Source organism: Kitasatospora fiedleri, from assembly GCF_948472415.1.
In the GTDB taxonomy this organism is placed as follows: Bacteria; Actinomycetota; Actinomycetes; order Streptomycetales; family Streptomycetaceae; genus Kitasatospora; species Kitasatospora fiedleri.
Genome location: NZ_OX419519.1, coordinates 3,481,235 through 3,507,234 on the forward strand (window position 1 = coordinate 3,481,235; position 26,000 = coordinate 3,507,234).

General features: G+C 75.3%; 22 protein-coding genes. 8 read left to right on the forward strand and 14 right to left on the reverse strand.

All coding sequences use genetic code 11. The features are described 5' to 3' along the window. Positions 1–129: 129 nt before the first annotated feature. Positions 130–1,944 carry a vWA domain-containing protein gene (locus QMQ26_RS16085; RefSeq protein WP_282206120.1) on the reverse strand — a complete coding sequence of 605 codons (1,815 nt, stop codon included), beginning with the start codon at positions 1,942–1,944 and terminating at the stop codon, positions 130–132. After that, positions 1,941–3,005, reverse strand: coding sequence for an AAA family ATPase (locus QMQ26_RS16090; protein ID WP_282206121.1), 1,065 nt, complete (start codon positions 3,003–3,005; stop codon positions 1,941–1,943). Before QMQ26_RS16090 ends, QMQ26_RS16085 begins: the two co-directional genes overlap by 4 nt. 202 nt (positions 3,006–3,207) lie before the next feature. On the opposite strand from QMQ26_RS16090, the gene QMQ26_RS16095 reads away from it, so the two are divergent. Then, positions 3,208–3,813, forward strand: a complete 606-nt coding sequence (locus tag QMQ26_RS16095) for a YceI family protein (RefSeq protein ID WP_282206122.1) — start codon at positions 3,208–3,210, stop codon at positions 3,811–3,813. A gap of 106 nt (positions 3,814–3,919) precedes the next feature. On the opposite strand, the gene QMQ26_RS16100 is transcribed toward QMQ26_RS16095, so the two are convergent. Beyond that, entirely contained in the window at positions 3,920–4,885 is a 966-nt protein-coding gene (locus QMQ26_RS16100) for a LysR family transcriptional regulator (RefSeq protein ID WP_282206123.1), read from the reverse strand. A gap of 110 nt (positions 4,886–4,995) precedes the next feature. Between QMQ26_RS16100 and QMQ26_RS16105 the strand changes: the two genes are divergently transcribed. Further along, on the forward strand, positions 4,996–6,234 hold the full coding sequence (locus tag QMQ26_RS16105) for an MFS transporter (protein WP_282206124.1): 1,239 nt from the start codon (positions 4,996–4,998) through the stop codon (positions 6,232–6,234). A gap of 58 nt (positions 6,235–6,292) precedes the next feature. On the opposite strand, the gene QMQ26_RS16110 is transcribed toward QMQ26_RS16105, so the two are convergent. After that, the gene (locus tag QMQ26_RS16110; protein ID WP_100837607.1) at positions 6,293–6,820 is read right to left on the reverse strand and encodes a GNAT family N-acetyltransferase; all 528 of its coding nucleotides are present in this window, start codon (positions 6,818–6,820) and stop codon (positions 6,293–6,295) included. 427 nt (positions 6,821–7,247) lie between these two features. Between QMQ26_RS16110 and QMQ26_RS16115 the strand changes: the two genes are divergently transcribed. Then, positions 7,248–8,015 carry a TetR/AcrR family transcriptional regulator gene (locus tag QMQ26_RS16115; protein WP_100837606.1) on the forward strand — a complete coding sequence of 256 codons (768 nt, stop codon included), beginning with the start codon at positions 7,248–7,250 and terminating at the stop codon, positions 8,013–8,015. A gap of 10 nt (positions 8,016–8,025) precedes the next feature. Here the strand turns inward: QMQ26_RS16115 and QMQ26_RS16120 are convergent, their stop codons facing one another. The 5 genes from QMQ26_RS16120 to QMQ26_RS16140 form a co-directional block, all read right to left on the reverse strand. Further along, a complete protein-coding gene (locus QMQ26_RS16120; protein WP_282206125.1) occupies positions 8,026–8,484 on the reverse strand; it encodes a hypothetical protein in 459 nt (152 codons plus the stop codon). A 341-nt stretch (positions 8,485–8,825) separates the two neighbouring features. Further along, positions 8,826–10,118, reverse strand: a complete 1,293-nt coding sequence (locus tag QMQ26_RS16125) for a GNAT family N-acetyltransferase (RefSeq protein ID WP_100837604.1) — start codon at positions 10,116–10,118, stop codon at positions 8,826–8,828. Between the two features lie 147 nt (positions 10,119–10,265). Further along, positions 10,266–11,540: a C40 family peptidase gene (locus tag QMQ26_RS16130; protein ID WP_282206126.1), complete on the reverse strand. Its 1,275-nt coding sequence runs from the start codon at positions 11,538–11,540 to the stop codon at positions 10,266–10,268. 248 nt (positions 11,541–11,788) lie between these two features. Further along, the gene (locus QMQ26_RS16135; RefSeq protein WP_282206127.1) at positions 11,789–12,769 is read right to left on the reverse strand and encodes a hypothetical protein; all 981 of its coding nucleotides are present in this window, start codon (positions 12,767–12,769) and stop codon (positions 11,789–11,791) included. A gap of 97 nt (positions 12,770–12,866) precedes the next feature. After that, positions 12,867–14,588, reverse strand: coding sequence for a threonine/serine exporter family protein (locus tag QMQ26_RS16140; protein ID WP_282206128.1), 1,722 nt, complete (start codon positions 14,586–14,588; stop codon positions 12,867–12,869). A gap of 264 nt (positions 14,589–14,852) precedes the next feature. Between QMQ26_RS16140 and QMQ26_RS16145 the strand changes: the two genes are divergently transcribed. Beyond that, positions 14,853–15,824 (forward strand): cation diffusion facilitator family transporter, encoded by a 972-nt coding sequence (locus tag QMQ26_RS16145; protein WP_282206129.1) that lies wholly within the window; start codon positions 14,853–14,855, stop codon positions 15,822–15,824. Between the two features lie 3 nt (positions 15,825–15,827). On the opposite strand, the gene QMQ26_RS16150 is transcribed toward QMQ26_RS16145, so the two are convergent. From QMQ26_RS16150 to QMQ26_RS16160, 3 genes are all read right to left on the reverse strand, one after another. Further along, positions 15,828–16,382 carry a Uma2 family endonuclease gene (locus QMQ26_RS16150; RefSeq protein WP_282206130.1) on the reverse strand — a complete coding sequence of 185 codons (555 nt, stop codon included), beginning with the start codon at positions 16,380–16,382 and terminating at the stop codon, positions 15,828–15,830. A 108-nt stretch (positions 16,383–16,490) separates the two neighbouring features. After that, positions 16,491–18,836: a hypothetical protein gene (locus tag QMQ26_RS16155; RefSeq protein ID WP_282206131.1), complete on the reverse strand. Its 2,346-nt coding sequence runs from the start codon at positions 18,834–18,836 to the stop codon at positions 16,491–16,493. Further along, positions 18,833–20,803, reverse strand: coding sequence for an ATP-binding protein (locus tag QMQ26_RS16160; protein ID WP_282206132.1), 1,971 nt, complete (start codon positions 20,801–20,803; stop codon positions 18,833–18,835). Before QMQ26_RS16160 ends, QMQ26_RS16155 begins: the two co-directional genes overlap by 4 nt. Positions 20,804–21,142: 339 nt before the next feature. Between QMQ26_RS16160 and QMQ26_RS16165 the strand changes: the two genes are divergently transcribed. Next, positions 21,143–21,460 (forward strand): hypothetical protein, encoded by a 318-nt coding sequence (locus QMQ26_RS16165; protein WP_282206133.1) that lies wholly within the window; start codon positions 21,143–21,145, stop codon positions 21,458–21,460. Between the two features lie 161 nt (positions 21,461–21,621). After that, positions 21,622–22,779, forward strand: a complete 1,158-nt coding sequence (locus tag QMQ26_RS16170; protein ID WP_100837589.1) for an acyl-CoA dehydrogenase family protein — start codon at positions 21,622–21,624, stop codon at positions 22,777–22,779. Between the two features lie 78 nt (positions 22,780–22,857). On the opposite strand, the gene QMQ26_RS16175 is transcribed toward QMQ26_RS16170, so the two are convergent. Further along, positions 22,858–23,118, reverse strand: a complete 261-nt coding sequence (locus QMQ26_RS16175) for a hypothetical protein (RefSeq protein ID WP_100837588.1) — start codon at positions 23,116–23,118, stop codon at positions 22,858–22,860. Between the two features lie 164 nt (positions 23,119–23,282). Here QMQ26_RS16175 and QMQ26_RS16180 point away from each other — a divergent pair, with 164 nt between their 5' ends. After that, positions 23,283–23,618 carry a cupin domain-containing protein gene (locus tag QMQ26_RS16180; protein WP_100837587.1) on the forward strand — a complete coding sequence of 112 codons (336 nt, stop codon included), beginning with the start codon at positions 23,283–23,285 and terminating at the stop codon, positions 23,616–23,618. Between the two features lie 55 nt (positions 23,619–23,673). Here the strand turns inward: QMQ26_RS16180 and QMQ26_RS16185 are convergent, their stop codons facing one another. Then, on the reverse strand, positions 23,674–24,261 hold the full coding sequence (locus QMQ26_RS16185; RefSeq protein ID WP_282206134.1) for a TetR/AcrR family transcriptional regulator: 588 nt from the start codon (positions 24,259–24,261) through the stop codon (positions 23,674–23,676). 109 nt (positions 24,262–24,370) lie between these two features. Between QMQ26_RS16185 and QMQ26_RS16190 the strand changes: the two genes are divergently transcribed. Further along, positions 24,371–25,912 (forward strand): MFS transporter, encoded by a 1,542-nt coding sequence (locus tag QMQ26_RS16190; protein WP_282206135.1) that lies wholly within the window; start codon positions 24,371–24,373, stop codon positions 25,910–25,912. Positions 25,913–26,000: the final 88 nt, after the last annotated feature.

Here is a 26,000-nt window from a genome sequence, read left to right on the forward strand (position 1 = left end):
ACCGACCGCCCTCACCGCGATCCCGCCGGCGTTCACCTCCCGCTGCGCGCAGTTCCCCGCGTCCCCGTCCGCACGCTGACGCGCAGGTGACCCCGGGCCCCCGGTTCCGCCGCCCTTCGCCCTCGCGCCTCAGCTCAGGTGGAACACCGGCCCCCGCGGGGTGAACGGCAGCGTCGCGCCGCGCGGGACGAGGTAGGCGTGTTCGCGGCGCGGGACGCGCAGGGTGTCGCAGTCGGTGTCGGTGATGATCAGCAGCGGGGCGGCGGCGGGGAAGTCGGGGGCGCGGGCGAGCAGGTCGACGCCGGGTTGCAGGACGGTGCCGCCGCGGCCGCGGACCCGGACCCGACCGGCGAGTTCGGCCACCGGCAGGTAGCCCGCGTCGTGGGGGGCGGCGTCGCAGAAGACGACCCGGGCGGCGGGGACGTCGCGGGCGGCGGCGTAGGAGGCGATCGCGCCGAGCGCCTTGCCGAGCAGGACGCGGTCCATCGAGCCGGAGGTGTCGAGCAGGACGCCGAAGGTGCAGCGCGGGGTCTGCTCGTCCGGGTGGTGGCGTCCGGCGCGCGGGATGTCGGGGCTGGCGGACTGCCGGCGGGAGGGGCGGGCGTAGGAGCGCAGCGGTTCGGGGCGGGGGACGAACTCGTCGAACCAGCGGGCGAGTCGGGCGTCCCAGGGCAGCGGCGGCTGGGCCAGGGCGCGGATCTCGTCGACCAGTCCGGCGGGCAGCAGGCCGCGGTCGCGGACGTGCAGGTCGAAGCCCTGCTGGAGGCCGCGCCGGTAGAAGTCGTCCAGGTCGACGTAGCCGCGTCCGCCGGTGCGGGGCAGGGGTTCGCCGAGGATGTCGCCGAGGCCCTTGCCGCGCAGGGTGGCGAGGCGGCGCAGGCGGCGCTGGTCGCGGGCGATCCGGTCGTAGACCTCCTCGGCCGAGAGTCCCCTCAACTCCGGGTCGTGGAGCAGTCCTTCGGGCATCTCGCCGACGTCCATCTCCAGCAGCCAGCCGTTGACGACGTAGTCGGCGGCGACGTTGAACAGGTACGGGTCGCGTCCGCCGGCCCGGTCGCCGTGGCGGAGGGCGGCGTGCAGCATCTCGTGGGCGAGGACGAAGCGCCACTCCTCGTCGGTGTGGTGGCGCAGCGGGTTGAGGTAGATCTCGCCCGCTTCGGCGTTGACGGCGGCGATGGTGATGCCGTGGGCGCGGGCGAGTTCGGCGTCGGCGACCAGGGTGAGTCCGGCGGCGAGGCCGCCGAGCAGCGGGTAGCTGGAGACGAACCAGCCGAGGGCGCGTTCCCAGGGACGCTGCGGGAGGCGGGCGCCGTCGTGGGTCTCGCGGCGGCCCCCGGCGACGTCCATGGCGGCGGAGACGGTGCGGGTGAGGGCGTGGGCGAAGTCGAGGGTCCAGTCCGGCGGGTCCTGGTGCGCGACCCAGCGTTCCAGGTGCTGGTCGGGGCGGTCGCCGCCGGTGCCGCAGGCCCGGTACTCGACGGGGACGCCGTCGCGGCGCCAGCGGGCGGCGAGTTCCTCCTCGTCGCCGCCGGGCCAGCCGGCGGGCAGGTCGTCGGGGGCGCGGCCGATCGGGAAGGTGGCGAGGAAGCGGTTGACGACGGCGCAGCGGGCGGCGAGGCCGGCGGCGTCGGGCTGGACGCGGGGGCCGCGTTCGGCGGGGAGGTGGCCGAAGCCGAGGTGGAGCAGGGCGTGGGCGAGGGCCCAGGCCCACTCCTCGGGTTCGGCGCGGCGGCGCCGGTTGTGGTGCAGGTTGCCGTGCGAGTCGGCGGTGACCCAGCCGGTGGCGGGGTGCAGCGGGCAGTCCCGCTCGTCCAGCCGGCAGAGGGCGGCGGGGACGGCGGCGAGCGCGGGGTTGCCGGCGACCCCGGCCCGGCCGGCGAGGAACGCGGCCTCGACGGGGTCGGTCTTCGCGGGCTCGGCGGCGGGGCGGCGGGCCCGGCTCACCGGCGGGCCTCGACCAGGCGGGGCAGGTCGCGGGCGGCCTCGATCAGGAACCAGGACGGCAGCACGGGGTTGCCGTCGGGCCCGTCGGCGATCACGGTCTGGGCGACCTCGACGGAGATCTCGGCGAGCTGCACCAGCAGCGACTTGGAGCGGTACGCGTGCTGCCGGACGGTCGGCGAGGCGTGCTCCTTGCGGGCGGGCAGCTCCTTGACCAGGCGGCCGCGGAAGGAGTCGGCGAGGTAGTAGAGCAGGTCGCGGTCCTCGATCCGGTGCGGCCAGGAGGCGTCGCCCTTCATGATCGCGTCCAGCCCGTACGCGTTGCGGACGATCTTGGCGTAGCCGCAGAAGGCGACGGCGTGGGCGGGGGTGAGCAGGCCGTGGGCGAGCACCTTGAGGGTGCCCTCGTCGAGGCCGGGGCCGAAGGAGTGCAGCGCGTCGGAGAGCATGTGCCAGGCGCGCGGGGTGGAGAACGGCTCCTCGGTCTTCGGCGGGGCGGACCACAGGTGGTCGGGCCGGTCGGTCAGGTGGTCGGTGATCCACGGGTGGATGCCGTGCCCGGCGGCCCAGCCGAGCCAGTCGTCGGAGCTGGCCCGCAGGTGGACGTGGACCAGGCGGTTGAGCAGCGCGGACGGCATCGGGCGGGCGAGCGCGCCGTCGGTGGCCCGGTTGCCCGCGCCGATCACGATCGAGCCGGGCGGCAGTTCGTAGGTCCCGATCCGGCGGTCGAGGATCAGCGAGTAGAACGCCTTCTGCACGTCGGGGGTGGCGGCGTTCAGCTCGTCCAGGAACAGGCAGTAGGGCTGCTCGCGGGCGATCGACTCGGGCGGGCAGAACCGGGAGCGGCCCTCGGGGGTGATCTGCGGGACGCCGATCAGGTCCTCGGGGGCGAGCTGGGTGCCGAGCAGCGAGACGCACTCCAGGCCGAGCGACTCGGCGAACTGGTTGACCAGCGAGGACTTGCCGATGCCCGGTGCGCCCCAGAGGAACACCGGCCGCACGGTGGCGAGTCCGAGCAGCAGCTCGGGGACCTGGGACGGCGACACGGTGACGGCGGACTGCACAGCTCTCCTGGGGGAGGGGGGTTTCGGGGTTCCGGCGGCCAGTCTGGACGGCGGTGCGGGCGGGCGCACCCGGTTTTCCGGCGAGATGGTTCAACTTTCACCATCATGGTTGAAACTTGAACCACATCGGCGTACGGTGAACCACGTAAACAAGTTGAAGCCTCAACAAAAGGCTTCGATCCCCGTCCCGAGGAGAGCAGCCATGGGCATCTTCAACCGCAGCAAGAACACCGCCACCAGCACCGCCCCGGCCGACCAGGGCCCGGACCTGGCCCACCTGACCGGCGACTACACCATCGACGCCGCGCACTCCAAGATCGGCTTCGCGGTCCGGCACGCCATGGTCACCAACGTCCGCGGCGAGTTCGCCGAGTACGAGGGCAGGCTGCACCTGGACGGCTCGAACCCGGCCGCGTCCACCGCCGAACTGGTCATCAAGGTCGCCTCGATCAGCACCGGCCAGGCCCAGCGCGACGAGCACCTGCGCACCGGCGACTTCTTCGACGCCGCCGCGCACCCGGAGATCACCTTCACCTCGACCTCCGCCGAGCGGGTCGACGGCGACACCTACCGCCTGCACGGCGACCTGACCATCAAGGGCACCACCCGCCCGGTCGCCCTCGACCTGGAGTTCACCGGCGCGGCCACCGACGTGTACGGCGCCGAGCGGGTCGGCTTCGAGGGCGGCACCACCGTCGACCGCACCTCCTGGGGCCTGACCTACAACGCCGCGCTGGAGACCGGCGGCGTGCTGATCGGCGAGAAGGTCAAGCTGACCCTGGACGTCTCCGCCGTACGGGCCTCCTGAACCCGCCCACCCCGGCCGTACGTCCGGCCGCCCCGGTCCCGCCCCCGCCGTCCCCTCGGCGGGGGCGCCGCCGTCTCCCCCGGAAGGAACGCCGCTCCCGGAGCGCTCAGCCGGGCAGCAGCGCCGCGTCCTCGGCCGGCAGCCAGCTGCCCGGCGGGCGGCGCAACCAGCCCTCGGCGGCGGCGAGTTCGGCCGCGCAGGCGCGCAGCGCGGCCAGCCCGGGGTGGCGCGACCCCGCGCGGTGCACCAGGCCGAGCAGGCTGAGCGGCACCGGGTCGACCAGCGGACGGGCCACCCCGCCGGGGATGTCGTGCGCCTCGACGGTGGTGAGCACCGGGCTGCCGTGCCGGGCCAGGTAGCGGGCGAACTCGGCCGGCCCGACCGGCGGGGTGCGCCCGGGCGCGGCGGCCAGGCCGTGCTCGGCGAGCAGCCGCCGGCCGAGGTCGGTCCACTCGGCGGTGGCGGGCTGCCCGGCGAACACGTCCACCGGGTGCCCGGCGAGCGCCGCCAGCGGGACGGCGGGCAGCGCGGCCAGCGGGTGCCCGAGCGGCAGGAAGACCGCCATCGGCACCAGCCGGACCGGCGCGTGCACCAGCCGGGCCCGGTCGGCGGCGGGCAGCCCGGCGTACCGGCCGAACGAGGCGTCCAGCCGGTGCGCGGCCAACTCCTGGGCGGCGGCGGTGAGTCCGCCGTGGTAGCGGGCCAGCAGTTCGGCCTCCGGGCAGCGCAAGCGGGCCGCGGCCAGTACCCGTTCGGCGGTGAACTCCCGCTCTCCGCCGGGGCTGTTGACGTCCACCAGCAGCGCCCGGGTGTCGCCCAGCGCGGTGATCTCGGCTTGGAGTTCCAGCAGTTGGCGCGCCTTCGGGAGCAGCGCCGCGCCCGCCTCGGTCAACTCGACGCTGCGGGTGGAGCGGTGCAGCAGCACGCAGCCCAACTCCCGCTCCAGCGCCTGGACGTCGCGGCTGACGGCCTGCTGGGCCAGGTGCAGTCGCTCGGCGGCGCGGCCGAAGTGCAGGGACTCGGCGACGGCGGCGAAGCTGCGCAGCAGGCGGGGGTGGAGGTCGCGGGGCACGGGCGGAAGATTAACAACAGGAGGCGGTGAATCCGGCGGAGCGGGTGTTGGACGCCCCCGCTCCCCCGCCCCGAGGCTGGAGCCGTCCCCCCACTCCTCGGAGCTCCCCCTTGTCGCTGCCGTCGCCACTGCCACCACTGTCGTCACTGCCGTCCCTGGCGCTCGCCCGCTACCGCCCGGTGTTCGCCGCCCCCGGCGCCCTGGCCTTCACGCTGTCCGGGCTGCTCGGCCGGCTCGCCCTGGCGATGAACGGCGTCTCCACCGTGGTGCTGGTCGCCGACCGGCGCGGCTCGTACGCGCTGGCCGGGGCGGTCTCCGCGGTCGGGGTGCTGGCGGGGGCGGTGCTGCTGCCGCTGCTGGGCCGGCTGGTCGACCGCCTCGGGCAGGCCCGGGTCGCGGTGCCCGCGGTGCTGGCCGCCGCGCTGCCGACGGGGGCGCTGCTGCTGTGCGTCCGCTCCGGCGCACCCGCCTGGACGCTCTTCCTGTGCTGGGCGCTGTCCGGCGGCAGCCCCGACCTGGGCAGCATGGCCCGGGCCCGCTGGGCGCACCTGCACCGCGCGGACCCGGCCGTGCTGCACCGGGCCAACGCGCTGGAGCAGTCGCTGGACGAACTGTGCTTCATGGCCGGTCCGGTACTCGGCATGGCCCTGTGCACCGCCCTCGCCCCCGAGGCCGGGCTGCTCACCGCCCGGGTGCTGGGCACCGCCGGCACCCTGCTGTTCGCCGCCCAGCGGGCCACCGAGCCGCCGCCGGGCCGGGCCCCGCACCGGCACCGGGCCGGGGGGCTGGTCCGGACGCCGGGCCTCCCGCCGCTGCTCGCGGTGTTCCTGGCCGCCGGGGTGCTGTTCGGCTCGCTGGAGGTCACCACGCTCGCGTACACCGACGCGCTCGGCCGGCAGGCGGCGGGCGGCGGACTGCTGGCCCTGGTGGCGGCCGGGTCCTGCGTGTCGGGGCTGGTGTTCGGCGCGGTCCGGCCGCGCCGCCCGGCGGCCCGGCGGCTGGCGCTGGGCACCGGCGCGATGACCGCCCTGATGCTGCTGCCGCTGGCCGCGGGCCTGTCCGGGGCGGGCGTGCCGCTGCTGGGCGCGGCCCTGCTGGCGGCCGGATCGGGCACCGCGCCGACCATGGTCAGCGGCATGACGCTGGCCCAACGCCTGCTGCCCGCGCACCGGTTGACCGAGGGGATGGCGCTGGCGGTCTCCGCGATCCTGGTCGGCATCTCCACCGGCGCGACCCTCGGCGGCGCGCTCGCCCAGCACACCGCCCCCGGCACCGGCTACCTGCTGCCGGCCGGTGCCGCCGCCCTCGCCCTGCTCGCCGCCACCCGGCTGGCGCGCCGGGACGGCTGACGCACCGAGCCTGCTGTCGCACCGGACCAGCTGACACGCCGGTCCGACTGACATGCCGTCAGCGCCAGCCGTACGCGTACTCGGGCAGCTCCGTCCCGTCCGGGAAGCGCGCGGTGCCGCGGCCGAGGCGGCGGGCGCCGTGCCGCTCGTAGAACGCGACCGCCCGCCGGTTGGCGGCCAGCACGTCCAGCCGGACGGGCGCCGCCGGGAAGCGGGCCAGCGCGGCGCGCAGCAGGCGGGTGCCGATCCCGCCGCCGGTCCGGCCGGGGCGGACGTGCAACTGCTCCAGCCGCACCGCGCCGCCGTCCGGCACCAGGTAGGCGAAGCCGAGCGCGGCGCCGTCCCGGTCCTCGGCGAGCAGCAGGACGGGCGTGTCGGCGGGCGTCCCGTAGTCGGCCTCCAGCCGCAGCGTCCAGAGCAGTTCCTGTTCGGCGGCGTCGGTCTCGGCGTCCAGCAGGCCGGCGGGCAGCAGCCCGGCGTACGCGCTGCGGCGGCTCGCGGCGTACAGCGCGGCGACGGCGGCGGCGTCGGGGGCACCGCCCTCGCGCAGGACGGGCGGGGCGGGCGGGCGGTCGGCGGCGGGCATCCGGCCAGCTTTGCACACCTCCCTCCCGTGGGCCTCCGCCGGAGACCTTTCGCCGACCGGGGCTTGAGCGCGTCCGAACCGATGCCCTAGAGTCGCTCACGCACCATTTTGAACGCGTTCGAAAATGCGCTCCCCGCTGCCGGAGGGGAGCCGTCCGCCGTGCCCGCCGCGCCGGACGGCCAGGCACCGGCCCGCGCGGCGGCGTCCGCGCGAAGGCGTCCGCCCGATCGAGCCCGTACGACCGACCCGGTGCCGGGGGGCACCGGGCACGTCGTCCGGCTTCCGATTCGCCCTCCCGGTCCCGAGTTGTCCCGGTCCGGGCTAGGCTCGGGCCGGTAGGAGACCGCGACGAAAGCGAATCAGGCGGGGCGAGGTGGCAGGAAACGGCCAGGAACGGGACCGGCAGGTCCCGGTAGGGTCGGGCGGCGTGGACGACGCGAGCGACAGGGACGAGCAGGCGGCCGGTCTGCCGTCCGGCGAGCTGGCGGGCGGGCGGGCCCAGCCGAAGACCGACAAGAGCGAGGCCACCCGCGCGCTGATCCTGGAGACCGCGATGCGGCTGTTCCAGGAACGCGGCTACGAGAAGACCACCATGCGGGCGATCGCCACCGAGGCGGGCGTCTCGGTCGGCAGCGCCTACTACTACTTCTCGGCCAAGGAGTTCCTGATCCAGGGCTTCTACGACCGGATGACCCACGACCACGCCGCCGACACCCGGGTCCGGACGGCGGACACCCGCGACTTCGCGGAACGCCTGCAGATCGCCATCGAGTCCTGGGTCGACACCGCCGCGCCCTACCACGAGTTCGCCGCCCAGTTCTTCCGCACCGCGGCCGACCCGACCAGCTCGCTCAGCCCGTTCTCCAACGAGTCCCACCCCGCCCGGGCCACCGCCGTCGAGCTCTTCCGCGAGGTGCTCCAGGGCTCCGAACTCGCCCCCAAGCTGGACGCCGAACTCGTCGACCTGCTGCCCGACGTGCTCTGGCTGCACCTGATGGTCGTCGTCCTCTACTGGGTCTTCGACCGCACCCCCGACACCGAGCGCACCCGCGAGTTCGTCCGCCGCTCCACCCCCCTGGTCGCCCGCCTCATCAACCTCTCCCGCTACCGGGTCTTCCGCCCCCTGGTCCGCGACGCCAAGGGCCTGATCCAGGACTTCGTGCTGCCCAGCATCGGGAAGGGCCTCGTCAAGTAGCCCGGGTCACTCAAGTGGCCCGGCCGACCGGGCCCGGGGCGGTGTGGGCGGCCCAGAGCGGCAGGACGCGCGGGGGCGGGACCGGGCGGGGGGCCTTGCGGACGGTGATCCGGACGGCGGGGCCGTGGAAGACCGGGAACCTCGGCATGATCGTCCGGTGCAGGGTGCGGACGGACACCGGCCCCCGGTGCCTGGAGCAGAGCGGGAGGGTGTTCGGCCGCCGCACCGGGACGGGCCGCACCGAGAGGACGAGCCGGTCCGGCCGGGCGGGGCGCGGCAGCCGCACCGGCCGCACGGGGGTGACGGGGTCGCCCGGGCGGGCCAGCCGGACGACGGGCGGTGCGCCGCCGGAGCGGTGGCGGCCGCCGGCCGGGGCGGACCCGGCGAAGAGCAGCCAGGCGCAGGCGAGGACGAGGAGCAGGGCGACGAGGACCACGAGGGCGCCCGCCCAGACGCTGAAAGGGGACATGTCGGAGTCTCCTGGAGGACTTGGGCCGCACCCCGGGGGCGCGACCGCGCCCACCGGGGCCTCTCGTTCGGCCCGAACGCCCCGAACGCTAGGAAGAGCAGCGGCAGTTGTCGACCCGCCGGATTCGAACACCCACCTCCGGGCCGCACCCACGTTCACCCCTGCGGGAATCCCGGCCGACCGGTTTCCCGCAGCTCACCCGCCGTTCGCCAGAGGTGCGCCGGTCGCGCGCCGATCCCCCGCCACCGCAAGGGTTTTCGACACCCGAGCGGGTGAATCGCGGAGTATCCGGGTTGACGTTCCGCCGCGCGACGGGAACCGGGCGAGGACGGGAGCGGGGGTCAGAAGCCGTCCGGGTTCCACGGGGCGCGGGCGGTGCGCAGCAGGGTGTCGGCCCGGACGGCCGCGCCCGGGGTGTGCTCGGTGAGCAGCGCGGCGTCGGCGAGCCGGGCCGCGCTACCGCCGCCGAGGTAGAGGCCGCCGAGCCGGGAGACGTCGAGCGCGAGGTCGGCGGGGTCCTCGGTGCGGGTGATCCGGCCGGTGCCGTCGGCGGCGGTCTCCAGCGCCCAGCGCCCGGCCGTCCAGCCCTCGCGGTCGGCGACGTCCAGCACCAGGCGGCCGGGGGCCTCGTAGCGGCGGGCGGCGAACGCGGCGGGCAGGTCGAGCAGCCGCAGCCAGGTGAAGTCGGCGGTCTCCTCGTGCGGCTTGGCGCCGCGCGGGTCGTTGAGCAGCAGCGGCAGCACGTCCCCGGGGCCGAGGTGGGGGGCGATCACCTGGCGCACCCAGTCGACCGAGAAGGCGTACGCCCAGAGCGCGTTGGCGGTCTTCCGGTCCAGCGCGAGGAAGTCCCGGACGGTCAGCGGGCAGTCGGGGTACGCGCCGTCCCACTTGTCCTCGACGGTGTAGTTGATCATGCCGGTGAGGGTGCCGTCGGCGGTGCGGTGGAAGGCGGTGAAGCCCTGCTTCCAGTCGAAGCCGGGCAGGTCGAGCTCACCCGTCCGCAGTCGCCACCAGGCGTCGGAGCGACCGATCGCGCCGGGCTGGGTGGGGCGCCAGCGCTCGTGCAGGTCGGGGCCGAACTTGGCGAACTCCTCCAGGGTGGCGAAGTCGATCCGGTGGCCCTCGTGCACCGGCAGCCCGGACCGGACGCCGCCGGAGCGCAGCACGTCGACCCGCCAGCCCGCCAGCGGGACGGCCGAGCCGAAGCCGAACCGGCCGTAGATGTTGTGCTCGGCGGCGATCAGGATGGCGGCGGCCGAACCGCGCTCGCGGGCGGCGGCCAGGTCGTGCCGCATCATGCCGCTGAGCAGGCCGCGCCGGCGGTGGGTGGAGTTGACCGTGACGCCGGTGATCGCGTCGACCGGCAGCAGCTCCCCGCCGGGCACCGTCAGCCCGGTGTCGAAGCTGCGGAAGGTCGCGACGCAGCGCGGCCGGTCCGCCTCCGGGACCTCGTGGTCGAAGGCCGCCAGCATCCGCCCCGGCTCGAACAGCAGCTCACGCCACTCCGTCGCCGGGGCGACGTGCGGGCGCATGAACCCGAGCGAGACCGCCCGGTCCCAGTCGGCCAGCTCCTCGTGGGTGATCGGCCGGATCTCGATGCCCCGGTGGGGGCCCTGCTGCGCGTCGTTGCCCATCGGCCCACCGTACGACGCCCCTCCCGGACCGGGCACCCGGTTTTCCCCCGGCCCGCCTGCCCACCTGCCCACCTGCCCGGCCCCGCCGCGCCCCGCCGCGCCGCACCCCCGCGCCGCACCGGCGGTCGGCCGGTGCCTGCTCCGGGGTCAGGGGCGGGCGTAGAAGTCCGGGCGGCCCATGATCCAGAGGCTGGCCTGCTTGATCGCGGCGCCGGGCCGGGGGGCCTCGATCATCTGGTCGTCGCCGAGGTAGATGGCGACGTGGTAGATGTCGGCGGCGCGGCCGGTCTTGGTCCAGAAGACCAGGTCGCCGGGCCGGAGTTGGGCGTAGCTGACGGGGGTGGACTCGGCGTACTGGTCGGCGGCGAAGTGGGTGAGCTGCTTGCCGCCGCGCCGCCAGGCCATCATGGTCAGGCCGGAGCAGTCGTAGCCCTGGGGGCCCTCGCCGCCCCAGATGTAGGGCAGGCCGACGACGGACCGGGCGAAGGCGAGCGCGGCCTCGGAGCCGCCCGCCGACCAGGCGCTCTCGCGCTGCGGGGCGGCGTGGTGCCGGACGGCCTGGGCGGCGGCGGCCGCCTCGGCCTCGGCCTGGGCCCGGCGGGCGGCCTCCTCCGCCGCGCGGGCGGCGAGGGCGTCGAGGGCCTCCTGGCGCTGCCGTTCGAGTTCGACGGTGGTGTCGCGGGCGGTGGCGAGCTCGGCGAGCAGGGCCTCCCGACGGCGGCCGATCTCGGCGACCTGCTGCTGCTGGTCGGCGACCCGCCGCTCGGCCTGCTCCTTGGCGGTGCGGACGGTCTCGGCGGCGGTGCGGGCGGCGGCCTCGGCGGTGCGGGCCTCGGCGGCGGCCCGGGAGGCGGCCTTCGCGGTGCGGGTGGCGTCGTCGAGGATCTGCCGGGTCTGGGCGCCGGCGGTGCCGACGGCGGCGGCCCGGCTGGACAGCGAGGCCGTGCCGCTGGCGCCCAACAGGGCGTTGATCGACGAGAGTTGGGGCGAGGCGCCCTGACGGTACATCTCGGCGAGCAGCCCGGCGGCCCGGTCGACGGCCTCGGTGTGGGCGGCCTCGGCGGCGGTGGAGCGCTCGGCGGCGGCCCGGGAGGCGTCCCGGGCCCGGCCGAGCCGGACGAGTGCGCCGTTGTACGCCTCGACGGCCTGTTCGGCGGCCTGCCCGGCCCGGTCGAGCTCGTCCCGGGCGGCGGCCAGCCGGGCCTCCACGGCGGTGGCGTCGGCGGCCTTGGCGTCGGCCTCGGCCCGGGCCCGGGCGACGTCGTCCGCGCTGGGGAAGCCGGGCTCCGGGTCGTCGGCGGGCGCGGCGGCCGGCAGGGCCGCGGGCGCGGCGGCCGGGGTGGCGGGGGCGTTCGCGGCGGGCAGCAGCGCGAGCAGGGCGGCGCCGGCGAGGAGGAGGGCGGGGAGGAACCTGCGCGGCACGACGTGGTCCCCTCTCGGCGGGCGGCGACGGGATTCCGACGATCAGCCGGATATCCCATGACGTGACGATCCGGTCACTCCGGTCACGCACCGCAAGATTCTCAGACCTGACGGTGGCTCAGCGCCATCGCCATACGGCCGCGCGGGTGAGATGTCGGATTGTGTGAACGGGCAGCCGCGCCGCACCGGGAGGGACGTCCACGAACCTTACCGGTTCGCCGTCGCACCACCCCGGTTTTCCACGTCCTTCAACGGCTCCCCCGCCCCCAGGTCCGCCCCGGCCCGGTCGCGGTGGTCCGCACCCGCCCGGCCCGGACGGTGCGGCGGCGGCGCTGGGCCCGGGCCCGCCGCGCCGGGTCGCCGCCGAGCGCCGCCGCGCCGTCCGGGTGCCCGCCGCCCGGGACGCCCCGGCCCGGGCGGCGCCGGTGGGCGAGCGCCCGGGCGGCCATCCGCTCGGCCACCGCCTGCGCCTTCGGGTGCCCGGCCGGGACCTTGTCGGGCGCCCCGGCGATCAGGTCGAACAGCCAGGTGCGGGCCCGGTCCGTCCGGGCGTGCAGCCGCCGTTCGCGCCGGACCGCACGGGCCATCCGGCGGGGGCGCCCGGCGTACCGCCAGCGCGCCCAGGGGCTGGAGGGGCGGGCCAGCCGGATCGCGCCGATCCAGGACAGGCCGGGCACCATGATGCCGAGCAGCCCGGTCCAGACCTTGCCCTTGAGCAGCGCGGCCAGGCAGACCAGCGCGTTGACCCCGATCACCGCGACCAGCCCCCAGCGGGTGTCCTGCCCGGGGACGACGCCGAGCGGCACGTAGCCGGTGAGCAGCAGCGCGGTGAGCAGGATGCCGAGGATCACCGCGTCCACCGACTTGCGGCCCTGCTCGCTCCAGTACACGTCGTCGAGGTGCAGGATCAGCGCGAACTCGTCCAGCACCAGCCCGCAGCCGATGCCGAAGGAGAGGCCGAACCAGTCGATCCAGGGGTGCCCGCCGTCGGTGGCGAAGGTGCCGATGCCGCCGAGCAGCAGGAAGCCGAGGCCGAACACCATGTGGTGGATGTGCAGCCCGCCGGGGGTGATGTTGCCGGGCCACCAGCGGACCTGGGCGCGGATCATCCGGGTGCTGAACCGGATGAACGCGAACGAGGTGATGAATCCGACCAGCAGCAGGAACAGCGGCTGCTTGTGGGCGTCCACGATGTGGTGGCGGTAGCCGTCCAGCAGTGCACTGATCATCGGGTGGTGCCTCTTCCGGCGGGGGTCGGCGCGGGGTCGACGAGGGAGCGGGGCGCGAGGGTCGGCGGGCGGGGATCGACGAGGGGGTGACCCGGGGTCAGAAGCCGCGGGTGCGCTTCGCCGCCCGGCGCGGGAGCAGCACGTGCGGGGTGTCCCGGTCGCTCGCGCCGGGGTTCTTCAGGAACAGCCGGGCCACCTCGCCGCCGAGGTTGACGCCGATGGCCAGCGCCAGCGCCAGCGCGACCGCCCGGGAGGCGGAGACCAGCCCCGTCCCGGCGTGGCCCTGGGCGAACGCCAGCATGCCGAGGTAGAGCGCCGAACCGGGCATCAGCGGTCCTATCGCGGCGGTCACGTACGGCAGCGCGGAGGCCGACCGGTAGCGGGCCAGCAGCTGGCCGAACAGGCCGACCAGGCCCGCCGCCAGGCCGGTGGCGACGATCGCCGAGACGCCCGCGTTCTGCGTGAGCACGCCGTACGTGGTCCAGCCGATCGCGGCGTTCGCCACCACCATCGGCAGCGCGCGCCGGTCGGTCTGCAGCAGCATCGCGAAGGCCAGCGCCAGCACCACCGCGGCGACCAGCTGGACCGGCGGGTTGGCGGTGCCGCCCAGGCTCTCGTCCGGCCTGAGCCGGGCGTTGTAGTTGACGCCGACGTACAGCACCAGCATCACGCCGATGACGATGCCCGCGATCAGGTACATCACCTCCAGCAGCCGGGCGGCGGCGGTGATGTAGAAGCCGGTCAGGCCGTCCTGGACGGCGGCGACCATGGCCCGGCCGGGCAGCAGCGCGAACAGCCCGCCGGTGATCACCACCGAGCCGCGCAGGTGCAGTTCGTTGAAGGACAGCAGGATGCCGCAGAGCGCGGCGGGCATCGCCGCGACCACGAACTGGTAGAACTCCGGCAGCCCGCGGCGGGCGATCGCGGAGGCCAGCCGGTCGCCGACCACGGCGGTGGTGAACGCGGAGACGAACACCAGCCAGGCCGTGGAGTCGACCTGCCCGCCGACCAGGAAGGACGCCGCCCCGGCCAGCAGCCCGGTGGCCACCGCCATCAGCCACGCCGGGTACGGGTGCCGGTTGCGGCGGATGCCGGCCAGCCGCCGGTACGCGTCGTTGACGGTGACCTGCTCGGCGGTGATGTCGGCGACCAGCTCGTACACGGCGGCCAGCCGGGTGTAGTCGGAGGTGCGGCGGCGCACCACCCGGTCCGCGGTGACCGGCGGGTCGATCAGCGAGGGCTGGTGGGAGATCGAGATCAGCGTGAAGGTGACCTGCGGTTCGCAGTGGTCGAGCCGGTACGCGTGCGCGATGCCGAGCATCGCGGCCTCCACGTCCTCGGCGGCCTCGCCGCTGGCGAGCAGCAGTTCGCCGATCCGCAGCGACAGGTCGAGCACCCGCGGCACGTTGCGCTGGGCCTGCGCCCCGGCGGCGGGGTGCAGTTCGCGGGGGGTGCGCTCGAACGCCGGGCGCTCGGCCATCGGCGTCCGCAGCAGGGTGCGCATCCGGTCCGGCCAGGGGGCGTCGCCGGGGGCGCCCTTGTGCAGCTCGGCCAGGTCGAGGCCGTGCGACGGGGTGTAGCCGGCCGCGTTCCACTCCTCGGGCGTCAGGGTGTCCTGGAGGAGCGGGTTGCGGCGGGTCCGGACCGGCTCCGCGGCCTCGGGCGCCGGCTGGCGCCCGAGCAGGCCCTCGGTCTGCACCGGCTCCGGCGCGTGCGGCACGCTGACGGTCCGTTCGATCGGCGGCGCGTCCGGCCCGAGCAGCCCCTCGGTGGGCGGCGCTTCCGGCGCCGGCACGCCCTCCGGCTCGCGATCGGACACGGCGCTTCCTCCACCACCCCGGCCGCCCGCCCGGTCGGGGCCGCCTCCTGGCCTCCACCTTGCCCGATCAGCGGCGACGGTGCGAACAACCGGCCGCGTGGGCCCCGCCACCCCGGCCGGGCCGCCGCACCGCCGTCCCGGCCCCGCCGTCGCACCGCCGCCGTGCCGCCGTCGCACCGCCCTCGCGCCGGTCGGCGGCCGCCCGGGGACATGCGTCGCCCCCTTCCGGGATGAAAACCCGCGAACCGGACACAATGACCGGTTATGAGCGAGCAGCGGACGGCGGCCGACGGCCCGACGGCGACCGAGGACCCCGGGGACGGCGGCGGCGAGAGCGTCACCACGGTGGTCGTCGCGGGCCTGTGCAACCTCGGCATCGCCCTGGCCAAGGCCGTGGCGGGCGCGCTCAGCGGCTCCAGCGCGATGCTCTCCGAGGCCGCGCACTCCTTCGCCGACACCGTCACCGAGGTGCTGCTCTTCCTCTCCCTCAAGCGCAGCACCCGCCCCGCCGACGACAAGCACCCGCTCGGCTACGGCCGCGAGCGCTACCTGTGGGCGCTGCTCGCCTCCTTCGCCACCTTCGTCGGCGGCGCGGTGTTCTCGATCCACGACGGCATCCACACCTTCCAGTACGGCGAGGAGCTGGGCAGCCCGGCCCTCTCCTACCTGATCCTGGCCGTCGCCTTCGTCCTGGAGTCCGTCTCGCTCTCCCGGACGGTGCGTCAGCTGCGCGACGAGACCCGGCGGCTCGACGTCGGCGGCTACCGCTACCTGCGGCACACCTCCGACACCGCCGTGAAGGCCGTCTTCCTGGAGGACTGCGCCGCCCTGGTCGGCCTGCTGTTCGCCTTCGGCGGCCTGCTCGGCGCCCAGCTCACCGGCGACGCCCTGTGGGACGGCCTGGCCTCCGTCCTGATCGGCGCGCTGCTCGCCTGGGTGGCCTACGTCCTGGCCCGGGACAACGCCTCCCTGCTGATCGGCCGCTCGCTCCCCGAACGCTACGAACGCGCCATCACCGAGGCCCTGACCGCCCAGCCCCAGGTCGTCCGGGTCCTCGACCTGGTGACCAGCGTGCACGGCCCCGACGACGTCCTGGTCGCCGCCAAGGTCGACTTCGCCGACCTGGCCACCGCCACCGACATCGAGACCGCCTGCGACCGCGCCGAACGCGCCGTCCGCCACGCCGTCCCGTCCGTCACCCGGGTCTACCTCGACCCCACCCCGCCCCGCGGCTGACGCTCAGAGGGCGGCGGTGTCCAGGACGAGGCCGAACGGTTCCGGGAGCCGGATCGCCGCGCCGAACGGGTGCGGGCCGTCCACCACGGCGTAGCCGAGGTCGTGCGGTTCGCAGAACAGGGTGCACTCGCGGGCCTGCCGGTCGACGAGCAGGTAGAGCGGCGCGCCGTACTGGGCGTAGCGCTTGCGCTTGGTGACGCGGTCGGTGTCGCCGTTGGACTCGGAAGTGACCTCGACGACCAGCAGGGTCTGGTCGGGGGTGAGGGCGGCGGCGCCGAGCGCGAGGTCGTCGGGGACGACGGCGATGTCGGCCAGGTACCAGTTCGGGGAGCCGGGCAGGTCGAGGTTGCCGGAGCCGCTGACGCAGCCGAGTTCGTCGATCCTCGCGTCGAGTTGCCGCCGGATGCGCGCGACGACGCGCTCGTGGTCCCACATCGGCGACACCAGGACGATCCGCCCTTCGATGACCTGGGCCCACCGGTGGTCGATGAGCTGCACGGCGTACTTCAGCGCCGCCTCGTGGTCCACGTCGCCGTAAGCGATCGGCTGCGCAGTCATGGCCGGCTCCCTCGCTCGCGTGCGGTCCCCACTGCGGACGCCCCGCCTCCCACCGTACCCGGTCCGGAGCAGCGGCATCCGCCGTCCGGACCGGGCGGGTGGCCGGGGTCAGAGCTGGTAGGCGTCGACGATCCTCCGGTGCCGGTCCGGGTCGGCGCCCGCCGCTTCGGCGAGGGCGGGCCAGGCCAGCGGGTGGGTCAGGTGGGCGGTGAGTTCGGTGAGCAGGGTGTCGGCCTGGGCGGCGGTGCCGGTGGGCGGGACGCCGAGGGCGGCGTAGATGCCGGGGAGTCCGTTCTCGTCGCCGGCCGGGTCGGCGATCCGGTACTGGTCGCCGCTGTAGACCCAGACCGCGTACCCGGCGGCCCGGAGGGCGTCGCGCAGGGCGTACCAGTCGTCGTCCGCGGGGCGGCCGCCGTCGATCCAGTAGGTGGTGTAGCCGGCCGGGTCGAGCAGGGTGAGGAACTCGAAGACCGGGTGCCAGTCCGCGGCGTCCGGGGAGCCGGGCTCCGGGCGGTCGTTGAGGACGGCCGGGGAGAAGACCGCGACGTCGCCGTGGTTGAGGTCGAGGTCCTCGCCGAGCACCGGCAGCACCCGGGCGGTGGCCGGGCCGGTGCGCAGGGCGGGCAGGTCGGTGGTGGTGCCGTTGGCGCGGGGGACGCGCAGTTCGATCAGCTGCCACTCCTCGTCGACCGGGCCGCTGTCGGTGTCGAACTCGATGCCGATCCGGGCTCCGGCGGCGCGGACGGCCGCCCAGTCGCGGTTGGCGGTGGCGGCGGTGGCCAGGTGCCACAGGTCGGGTTCCTGGACGGTGCGGTGCGCCTGGTCCTCGCCGGCCTCGGCCGGGTCGAGGGCGTGCGCGAGCAGGTCCTCGTACAGCCGCTGGGCCTCGGCGTGGTCGCCGCGCCGGGTGGCGGCGGTGGCGGCGAGCCGGCGGGTGTTGAGCGCCTCGGGCGAGTGGACGAGGACGGCGGCGCACTGTTCGCCGACCTCGGCCCAGCGGCCCTGGGCGGCGGCCCAGCGGGCCCGCAGCCAGTGTCCGTCGGCCGGTTCGCCGGCGGCGGCCAGCCGGGTGGCCAGCCGGTCGACGCCCTCGCCGTCCTCGGCGTCGATCAGCAACTGGCCGAGCATGCCGGTGAGGTACTCGTGGCCGGGGTCCACCTCCAGCTGGGCCCAGGCGAGTTCGGTGACGGCCCGGGTGTGGCCGAGCGCGCCGAGGGCGCCGGCCAGGTTGACCACCAGGACGGTGTCGGGCCGCTCGCCGCGGGCCAGCGCGGTGGCCAGCAGGTCGGCGCCGGTCTCCGGGTCGGGCCGGTGCTCGGCCAGCCACTGCGGCAACTCCTCGACCGGCACCGGGAGTTCGGGCCTGGGCAGGGCCTCGGCGGCGGCCCGCAGCGCGGCCACCTGCTCGGCGACGCCCGCGGTGCGGCGGAGCTGTCCGAGCTTGCGCTCGCCGGTGCCGGCCAGCGTCAGGGCGACCTCGCGGGCGCCCCGGGCGAGGGCCAGCCGGCCGGCCCGCAGCACCAGGTCGAGGCAGGGGCGGTGCGAGCCGGCCGCGTCCAGTTCGCCCGCCCAGGAGGCGAGTCGGGCGCCGAGCGCGGCGTCGTTGTCGAACTCCCCGGCGGCGGCCAGCAGTTCGACGGCGGCGGACCAGCGGTGCCGGATGTCGGGGTAGCGGTCGGCCTCCTCGGCGTCCGGCAGCAGCTCCAGCGCGGGGCCGGTGCGGCCGAGCGCGGCGAGCTGGAGGGCCCGGCCGGAGGCGAGCTTGCGCCGGTCGTCGTCGTCCAGCCGGTTCCCGGCGGCGACGTGGGCGCGCTCGGCGGTGTCGTAGGCGTCCAGCGCGTCCTGGTGGCGGCCGAGCCGGTGCAGCGCGGAGGCGCGGCTGTGCACGAAGGAGAGCGAGATCCGCTCGCCGGCCGCCGTGATCCGGGTCTCGGCCCGGTCGAGGTGGGTCAGCGCGTCCGCGGGGCGGCCGTCGTCCTCCAGGGTGTCGGCGTACTCGCGGGACAGGCAGTCGAAGCAGGCCCGGGCCGGTTCGACCCGCTGGAGCGCCTCCTCCAGCACGGCGAGCCGCTCCGGGACGTAGCCGGGGCCGTCGATGTTGGCGTGGCAGATGGTGAAGTCCTGGACGGCGCAGACCGACTGCGGACAGGACGCGGTCTCCTCGCGGTGCGCGAACTCCAGCAGCGACACCGCCTCGGACATCGCGGCCTCGCCCTGGTGGCGCTTGTTGAGCAGGTTCTGCAGCCGCCAGTGCCGCAGGAACACCTCCACCCAGGGCAGGCCCAGCGCCCGCGCGGAGGCCAGTGCCTCCGGGAACACCGCGTCCAGCTGCTCGTTGCGGCCGTCCACCGCGTGCCCGGCGATCTCGGCGATCGCGTCGGCCAGCCGGTGCTGGCCGGACTCGGCGAGCTGCCGGTGGGTGTCGTGCACCCAGGACCAGATGTCGGTGGTCATCGTTCCTCGTTCCCCTGCGGAAGGTCTGCGGTGTCCGCGATGTCGGTGGAGATGGTGTCGGGCACCGCCGACAGGCCGCCGGCCGGGACGGCGGCGGTGAGCGCGGCCACCGCGGTGGAGATCCCGGACAGCGCGGCCCCCAGGTCGCCGGCCGCGGAGCCGGAGGCCGCCGCCATGATGACCTTCAGCGAGCGCAGCAGCGCGGCGGCGGTGGCCGCCCCGGTGTGCCCGTCCCGGTAGGCGGCCAGCAGGTCGCGGACGGCGGGCGAGGCCAGGTTCAGGTAGAGCCGGGCCCGGACCGCGCCGTCGGTGCGGGCGGTGAACGCCCGCGCCAACTGGAGGGCGGCGGACGGGATGCGGGCGTCCGCCCGGTCGTCCTCGATCCGCGCCTTGAGCTCGGCCTCGCGGTCCGGCACCAGCACCAGCGGCAGGCCGGGCGGGTCGAACCGGGCGGGCACCAGCTGTTCGCCGTCCTCGGTCAGCGCGGCGGTCAGCCACGCCTGCTGCTCGGCGGGCAGCGGCACGTCCGGGGCCCGGAACAGCTCCCGGTTGCCGCTCTCGCTGCCCAGTTCGACGATCCGGCAGTCCCGCAGCCGGGCGTAGCGGCGCAGGAACGGCAGCACCGCGTACCGGTCGCCGCGGGCGATCGGCACCTGCATCGCCCGGTAGAGCATCTCCTCGAAGCCGCCGCCGCTGCCCAGCGCCACGTGCACCGCGCCGGAGCCGGCGGCCCGCAGCGCGCCGGCGGTCAGCTCGCCCTGCGAGGTCGGGACCGGGACGTCGTCGGCGAGCAGGGTGAACAGCCGGTCGTCGCAGAGCGCGGCGCCCAGCAGGTCCTGGCCGTGCCGGGCCAGGATGCGCCGCCAGGCGGCCGGGTGCAGCCGGGCGGTCTCGTACAGGCCGTCCACGATGGCGTCGGCGAGCGCCTGCTGGAGCGCCCGGTAGTGCTCGTCGCGCTGGAGGTCCTCGCGGCTGGCGGTGGGGGTGAGCCGGGTCGACTCGACCACGCCGCCGATGAACCCGGCCCAGCTGGGCAGCAGGTCGCGGGCGTCGTCGGCGAGCAGCATGCCGCGCAGGTAGACCGCGAGGTCCCGGTTGTCGCTGGACCCGTAGGTGCCGCCGTCCTGCACCCAGAGCAGCCCGACCGCGTCGGTGCGGCCCTCGACGGGTGCCACCGGGAAGGCGGTCAGCGGCTCGAAGCTGCGGGAGAACGCGGCGGCGAACCGCATCCGGTGCAGGTGCGGCGAGCCCGGCGCGTCCTGCCGCCAGGGCACCACCACGTCGTTGACCGGCTCCTCGTCCGCCCCGACGTGGACCGGGACCGGCAGCAGCACGCAGTACCGGGCCAGCACCTCCCGCAGCGCCTGCTCGTCCGCGAGGTGCGCGTGCTCGGCCTTCAGCCGCAGCCGCACCACCGTCCCCGGCCCGGGCCGCGCCGGGGCCGGCTCCACGCTGTACTGCTCGCCGCCCCGGCTGCGGTAGGTGTGCGCGGCCGACGGCTCGCGGTGCGAGGCGGTGGTGACGGCCACCTCCTCGGCGACCGAGAACGCCGAGAGGAAGCCCAGGCCGAAGGCGCCGATCAGCTCCTGGTTGCCGGTCAGGTCGCGCAGCATCCGGGTGTAGCCGGTGCCGACGGTCGCCAGGTACGCGTGGATCTCCGGCTCGGTCAGCCCCGCCCCGTTGTCCTCGATCGCCACCGTCCGCGCCGCGGTGTCCCCGCTGACCCGGATCAGCGGGCGGTACTCCCCCTCCGGGTCCTCCAGCTTCCGCCGGGTGTGCGAGTCGTGGGCGTTCTGCACCAGTTCGCGCAGCGCCACCAGCGGGGTGGAGTAGAGGTGGGTGGCGAGCACGCCGACCAGGCCGCCGAGGTCGACCTCGGTGGTGCGGAGATTCGCCGAGTTCTCGGCGGCGGGGAATTCGGCGCCACTTCCGTCGGCACCGGAAGCGGGGGGAAGGCCATCAGACATGAGGCCACAGTGTGCCAGTACGACAATCGGGCGACCACTGTTTTCCGATGTCCGGTTCCTGTCGATCCTCGGTCAACTCGGCATTGACGCGCGGAGCTCGCCGACGGTCCGCGCCGGACGGTGAACTCCCTTGTCAGGACGGTGTTCCACCGCCCCCGGCCGGTCACCGCGGGTTCCCGGACTATTCCCCGGGAGTGACACCTTCGAGCGAACCCGCGTGCCCGCACTGGAACCCGAACGGCCCAGTGGGCAATCCTGATGACGCGACGCCAGGAACCGACGCGAACGGGGCGGCCACCCCGCAGCGTCACATTCGCACCAGTTAGCAGGGAGACCACCGTGTCCCGTATTCGCGCAGCCGCCGTCGTCACCGCCCTCGGGGCGTTCCTCCTCGCGGGCGTCGGCACCGCCGCCGCCGACAACGGCGCCGCCGCCGACCACGGCTCCAACAGCGGCGTGGTCAGCACCATCGGTTCCGGCAACATCGTCGGCCCCGTCCACGGCAACGCCAACGGCACCCAGCAGACCGCGACCGGCTCCGGCGCGAGCAACCAGAACAACACCCTCGGCGTGACCGACAACGCCGGCGGCGTCGGCGCCCTCCAGTCCAACGCCAACCTGGCGCACACCGTGTACTACCCGTTCGTCCTCTACTAGGCCGACCGCGCCGACGCTCCCACGGCCGCCCCGGGCACCGCGCCCGGGGCGGCCGCGCGTCCGCCCGGCCTGCTCGCGCCCGGTCCCGGCGGCCATGGACACCGGAAGCTACCGGCGATTAACTTGGCTGCGCGACCAGCCGCCGCCGAAGGGAGCGCACCGTGCGCCGCACCGTGTACAACGAGGACCACGAAGCGTTCCGGGAGACCATCCGGGACTTCATCGCCAACGAGGTCGTCCCGGTCTACGAGAGCTGGGAGGAGGCCGGCCACCCGCCGCGCGACTTCTACCGCAAGCTCGGCGAGCTCGGCGTGTACGGCATCGAGGTGCCGGAGGAGTACGGCGGCGCGGGCGAGACCGGCTTCAAGTACCAGGCGGTGATCTACGAGGAGACCGCCCGCGCGGGCGTCACCTTCGGCTCCTCGGGCGTGCACACCGGCCTGGTGCTGCCGTACCTGATGGAGTACGCCTCCGAGGAGCAGAAGCGGCGCTGGCTGCCGGGCTTCGTCTCGGGCGAGATCATGACCGCGATCGCGATGACCGAGCCGGGCGCGGGCTCCGACCTGGCGGGCATCGCCACCACGGCGAAGCTGTCCGCGGACGGCACCCACTACGTCCTCAACGGCGCGAAGACCTTCATCACCGGCGGCGTGCTGGCCGACCTGGTGCTGGTGGTCTGCCGCACCGCCCCGTACGACCCGGCGGACCGCCGCGCCGGCCTGTCCATCCTGTGCGTGGACACGAAGTCCGAGGGCTACGCGGTCGGCCGCAAGCTGCAGAAGATCGGCCTGCGCACCTCGGACACCGCGGAGCTGTCGTTCAGCGACGTCAAGGTGCCGGTGGAGAACCTGCTCGGCGAGGAGGGCAAGGCGTTCTCCTACCTGACCCACAACCTGGTGCAGGAGCGCCTGGCGATCGCCGTCGGCGCGTACGCCTCGGCGGCGGCCGCGGTGCAGTTCGCGGTGAAGTACGTCAAGGAGCGCAAGGTGTTCGGCAAGGCCGTCGCCGAGTTCCAGAACACCAAGTTCTCGCTGGCCGACTGCCAGGCCCAGGTGCTCGCCCAGCAGGCGATGGTCGACCAGGCGCTGGAGCTCTACCAGAGCGGCGAGCTGACGGTGGCGGACGCCGCCGCGGCCAAGCTGTTCTGCACCGAGTCGGCCTCCGAGGTGATCGACAAGTGCCTCCAGCTGCACGGCGGCTACGGCTACATCCTGGAGTACCCGATCGCCCGGCTCTACACCGACAACCGGGTGTTCCGGATCTACGGCGGCACCAGCGAGGTCATGCGGACGATCATCGCCAAGTCGCTCGGCCTGTAACCGCGGGCGCGGCGGAGGCGGGCACCCGGCCGGGTGCCCGCCTCCGGGCCGTTCCGCCACTCGCCCGGTCGGTCGACGTCAGTTGACGCTGCTGCGCCACGCCTCCCGTCCGGCCGCCGAGGCGGCCCTCGCCTGGTGGAAGGTGCGCTGCGCCATTTCGGCGGGGTGGGTCTCCAGGGTCCGGACCCAGCCCCGGCCCGCGCTCACCAGGGCGGCGCAGACCAGCGCCGTCCCGGCCAGTGCGACGACGGCGCCGATCCCGGTGAGGCCCGCGCCGACGGTGAGCATGCCGCGGTTCACCTGGAAACCGCCGACGGTGAATTTCTGTTTGGTCGCCATAGGGCCACCATCGGCCCGCTCCCCCGGCCCCGCACGCCGAGCGGGCCGTCCCTTAACCCCTGCGCGTGATCCAGCGCGCGACACGCGCGGGCCCCCGCCTAGGGTCGGCCGCGGGGCCCGGTCGGCGGGCCCGGTGGTGCGGGGGCCCGACGGAGGAGAACGCGATGACCGAGCAGCCGACCCGGATCGACCTGAACGCCCTGGCCGAGGAGCACGCCGCCAAGGCCGCCGCCAGCCCGCACGGCCGCAGCGCCCACCTGCTGCTGCACGACGGCGTGCTGCGGCAGACCGTGATCGCGCTGCGGGCGGGCGCGGTGCTGGACGAGCACAACGCCCCGGTCGCCGCCAGCCTGCAGGTGCTGCGCGGCCGGGTCGCGCTGACGGTGGAGGGCCGCCGCCAGGAGGCCGGCCCGGGCGAGCTGCACACCGTCCCGCAGGAGCGGCACGGCCTGGTCGCCCACACCGACGCGGTGGTGCTGCTCACCGCCGTCACCGCCTGACGCCCGGCGCCCGGCGCCCTTCTCCCCCGCCCGCCGCCGGCCCCTCCGGCCCCCGTCAGCCCCCGGCCCGGCCCAGCACGTCGCCGGAGACCAGGGACAGCCCGCGCAGGTAGTCCTCGCCGCTCGGTGCCAGTTCCGGGCTGACCATCCACTGGGCGGCCTGCCCGAGCAGCAGCGACTGGTAGAAGACGCCCCGGGCCAGCTCCTCCGGGGTGTCCGCCACCTCGTCCCGGCCCTGGAACAGCGCGGCCAGGCCGAGCCGGCCGTCCTTCTGCGCCGCGGCCAGCCGCTCGGACAGCCCCGGCAGGTGGTCGAGCTGTCCGAGCAGCTCGAACTGCACCGTCCACAGCCCGCGGTGCTCGGCGAAGCTGTCGCGCACCGCGTTCCAGGCCCGGACGAAGCGCTCCCGCGGGTCGTCGACCTCCGCGGCGGCGGTCAGGGCCGCGCCGATCGAATCGCCCCACGTCTCCATCGCGCCGACCAGCGCCTCGACCAGCAGGGCGTCCTTGGAGCCGTAGTGGTAGCCGATCGCGGCCAGGCTGACGCCTGCGCCGGTGGCGATGTCCCGGGCGGTGGTGCGCCCGTAGCCCTTCTCTTGCAGGCAGCGGGCGGCACTGGCCAGCAGGTCCTCACGATTTCCCATGTCCCGATGCTAGCCCCGTCCAAGACGGGCGTCTTGCGCGAACGTCTGAAACGAGCGATTGAGACGCTTGTACTAGACAAGCGTGCAAGACGTCCGTACAGTCACCGTCATGACCACCGACGACCGCACCACCCACCGCGCCGGCCGCCGCGCCTGGCTGGGCCTGGCCCTCCTGCTGCTCCCGACCCTGGTCCTCGCCATGGACATGGGCGTGCTGTTCTTCGCCGTCCCCTTCATCGCCACCGACCTGCACCCCAGCGGCACCCAGCAGCTGTGGATCATGGACATGTACTCGTTCCTGCTCGCCGGGCTGCTGATCCCGATGGGGGCGCTGGGCGACCGGATCGGCCGGCGCAGGCTGCTGATCGGCGGCACCGCCGCCTTCGCGGTCGCCTCGCTGGTCGCCGCCTGGTCGGACGGGGCGGGCCGGCTGATCGCCGCCCGGGCGCTGCTCGGCATCGCGGGGGCGGTCTTCGGGCCCTCCACGCTGGCCCTGATCCGCAACATGTTCCCCGACCCCAAGCAGCGACAGGCCGCGATCGGCGCCTGGAGCGGCGTGATGATGGCCGGCGCCACCCTGGGGCCGGTGATCGGCGGACTGCTGCTCGACCACTTCTGGTGGGGCTCGGCCTTCCTGATCGCCGTGCCCGCGATGCTGCTGGTGATGGTCCTGGCCCCGGTGCTGCTCCCCGAGTACCGCGCCCCGCGGCAGGGCCGCTTCGACCTGCTCGGCGCGGCCCTCTCGATGGCCACCGTGCTGCCCGTCGTCTACGGGATCAAGACGCTCGCGGTGGACGGCTGGAGCCCGCGGCCCGCGCTGGTGCTGGCGGTCGGGCTGCTGGTCGGCGCCGCCCTGGTGGTCCGGCTGCGGACGGCCGCGGACCCGCTGGTCGACGTCACCCTGTTCCGTGTCCGCACCTACACCGGCGCGATCACCGTCAACACCATCGCGATGTTCGCCATGATGGGCTTCACCCTCTTCACCTCCCAGTACCTCCAGCTGGTCAAGGGCTACAGCCCGCTCGCCGCCTCGCTCTGGGCGCTGCTGCCCAGCGTCGGCGTCGGCGCGGCCGTCGGCGGGTTCGGCGCGCTGGCCGGCCGGGTGCGGCCGGCCGTCCTGCTGGTCGCCGGGTTCCTGGCGAGCGCCGCCGGGTTCGTCGCGATGGCCCTGGTCGGCCCCGGCTCCTCGCTCGCCCTCCCGCTGGTCGCCGCCGGCGTGATCGCGGCCGGCTCAGTCGGCACCATCAGCATCACCGGCGAGATGGTGCTCTCCGCCGCCCCCGCCGACCGGGCCGGCGCGGCCGGCGCCACCTCGGAGACCGCCCAGGAGCTCGGCAGCTCGCTCGGCATCGCCCTCCTCGGCGCGGCCGGCGCGGCGATCTACCGCTCCCGGATGGCGGACACCGCCCCCGACGCCGCCCGCGACACCCTCGGCGGGGCCGTCACCAGCGCCGCCCACCTGCCCGGCGAGGCCGCCGACCGGCTGCTGGCCACCGCCCGCGACGCCTTCGCCGCCGGCATGCACGTCGCCGCGGTGGTCGGGGTCCTGGTGATGCTCGGCGCCGCGCTGGCCGCCCACCTGCTGATGCGCCACCTGCCGGTGCCCGGCACGGCGGACGCGGAACCGGCGGAGAAGGCGCTCGCCGCGTAAGCGCGCGGCCGCGCCCGACCGGGGCGCGGGGCAACCGCGCGAGCGGGCCCGAACGGACCGCGAGGCCGCGACGGAACGGCAGGCCACT

Excerpts from the sequence above, each read along its gene's own strand:
- QMQ26_RS16185 (WP_282206134.1), bottom strand. The coding sequence starts at position 24,261 with ATGGGAAATCGTGAGGACCTGCTGGCCAGTGCCGCCCGCTGCCTGCAA.
- QMQ26_RS16145 (WP_282206129.1), top strand. The coding sequence starts at position 14,853 with ATGAGCGAGCAGCGGACGGCGGCCGACGGCCCGACGGCGACCGAGGAC.
- QMQ26_RS16155 (WP_282206131.1), bottom strand. The coding sequence starts at position 18,836 with ATGACCACCGACATCTGGTCCTGGGTGCACGACACCCACCGGCAGCTC.
- QMQ26_RS16160 (WP_282206132.1), bottom strand. The coding sequence starts at position 20,803 with ATGTCTGATGGCCTTCCCCCCGCTTCCGGTGCCGACGGAAGTGGCGCC.
- QMQ26_RS16110 (WP_100837607.1), bottom strand. The coding sequence starts at position 6,820 with ATGCCCGCCGCCGACCGCCCGCCCGCCCCGCCCGTCCTGCGCGAGGGC.
- QMQ26_RS16190 (WP_282206135.1), top strand. The coding sequence starts at position 24,371 with ATGACCACCGACGACCGCACCACCCACCGCGCCGGCCGCCGCGCCTGG.
- QMQ26_RS16120 (WP_282206125.1), bottom strand. The coding sequence starts at position 8,484 with ATGTCCCCTTTCAGCGTCTGGGCGGGCGCCCTCGTGGTCCTCGTCGCC.
- QMQ26_RS16095 (WP_282206122.1), top strand. The coding sequence starts at position 3,208 with ATGGGCATCTTCAACCGCAGCAAGAACACCGCCACCAGCACCGCCCCG.
- QMQ26_RS16150 (WP_282206130.1), bottom strand. The coding sequence starts at position 16,382 with ATGACTGCGCAGCCGATCGCTTACGGCGACGTGGACCACGAGGCGGCG.
- QMQ26_RS16135 (WP_282206127.1), bottom strand. The coding sequence starts at position 12,769 with ATGATCAGTGCACTGCTGGACGGCTACCGCCACCACATCGTGGACGCC.
- QMQ26_RS16175 (WP_100837588.1), bottom strand. The coding sequence starts at position 23,118 with ATGGCGACCAAACAGAAATTCACCGTCGGCGGTTTCCAGGTGAACCGC.
- QMQ26_RS16125 (WP_100837604.1), bottom strand. The coding sequence starts at position 10,118 with ATGGGCAACGACGCGCAGCAGGGCCCCCACCGGGGCATCGAGATCCGG.
- QMQ26_RS16180 (WP_100837587.1), top strand. The coding sequence starts at position 23,283 with ATGACCGAGCAGCCGACCCGGATCGACCTGAACGCCCTGGCCGAGGAG.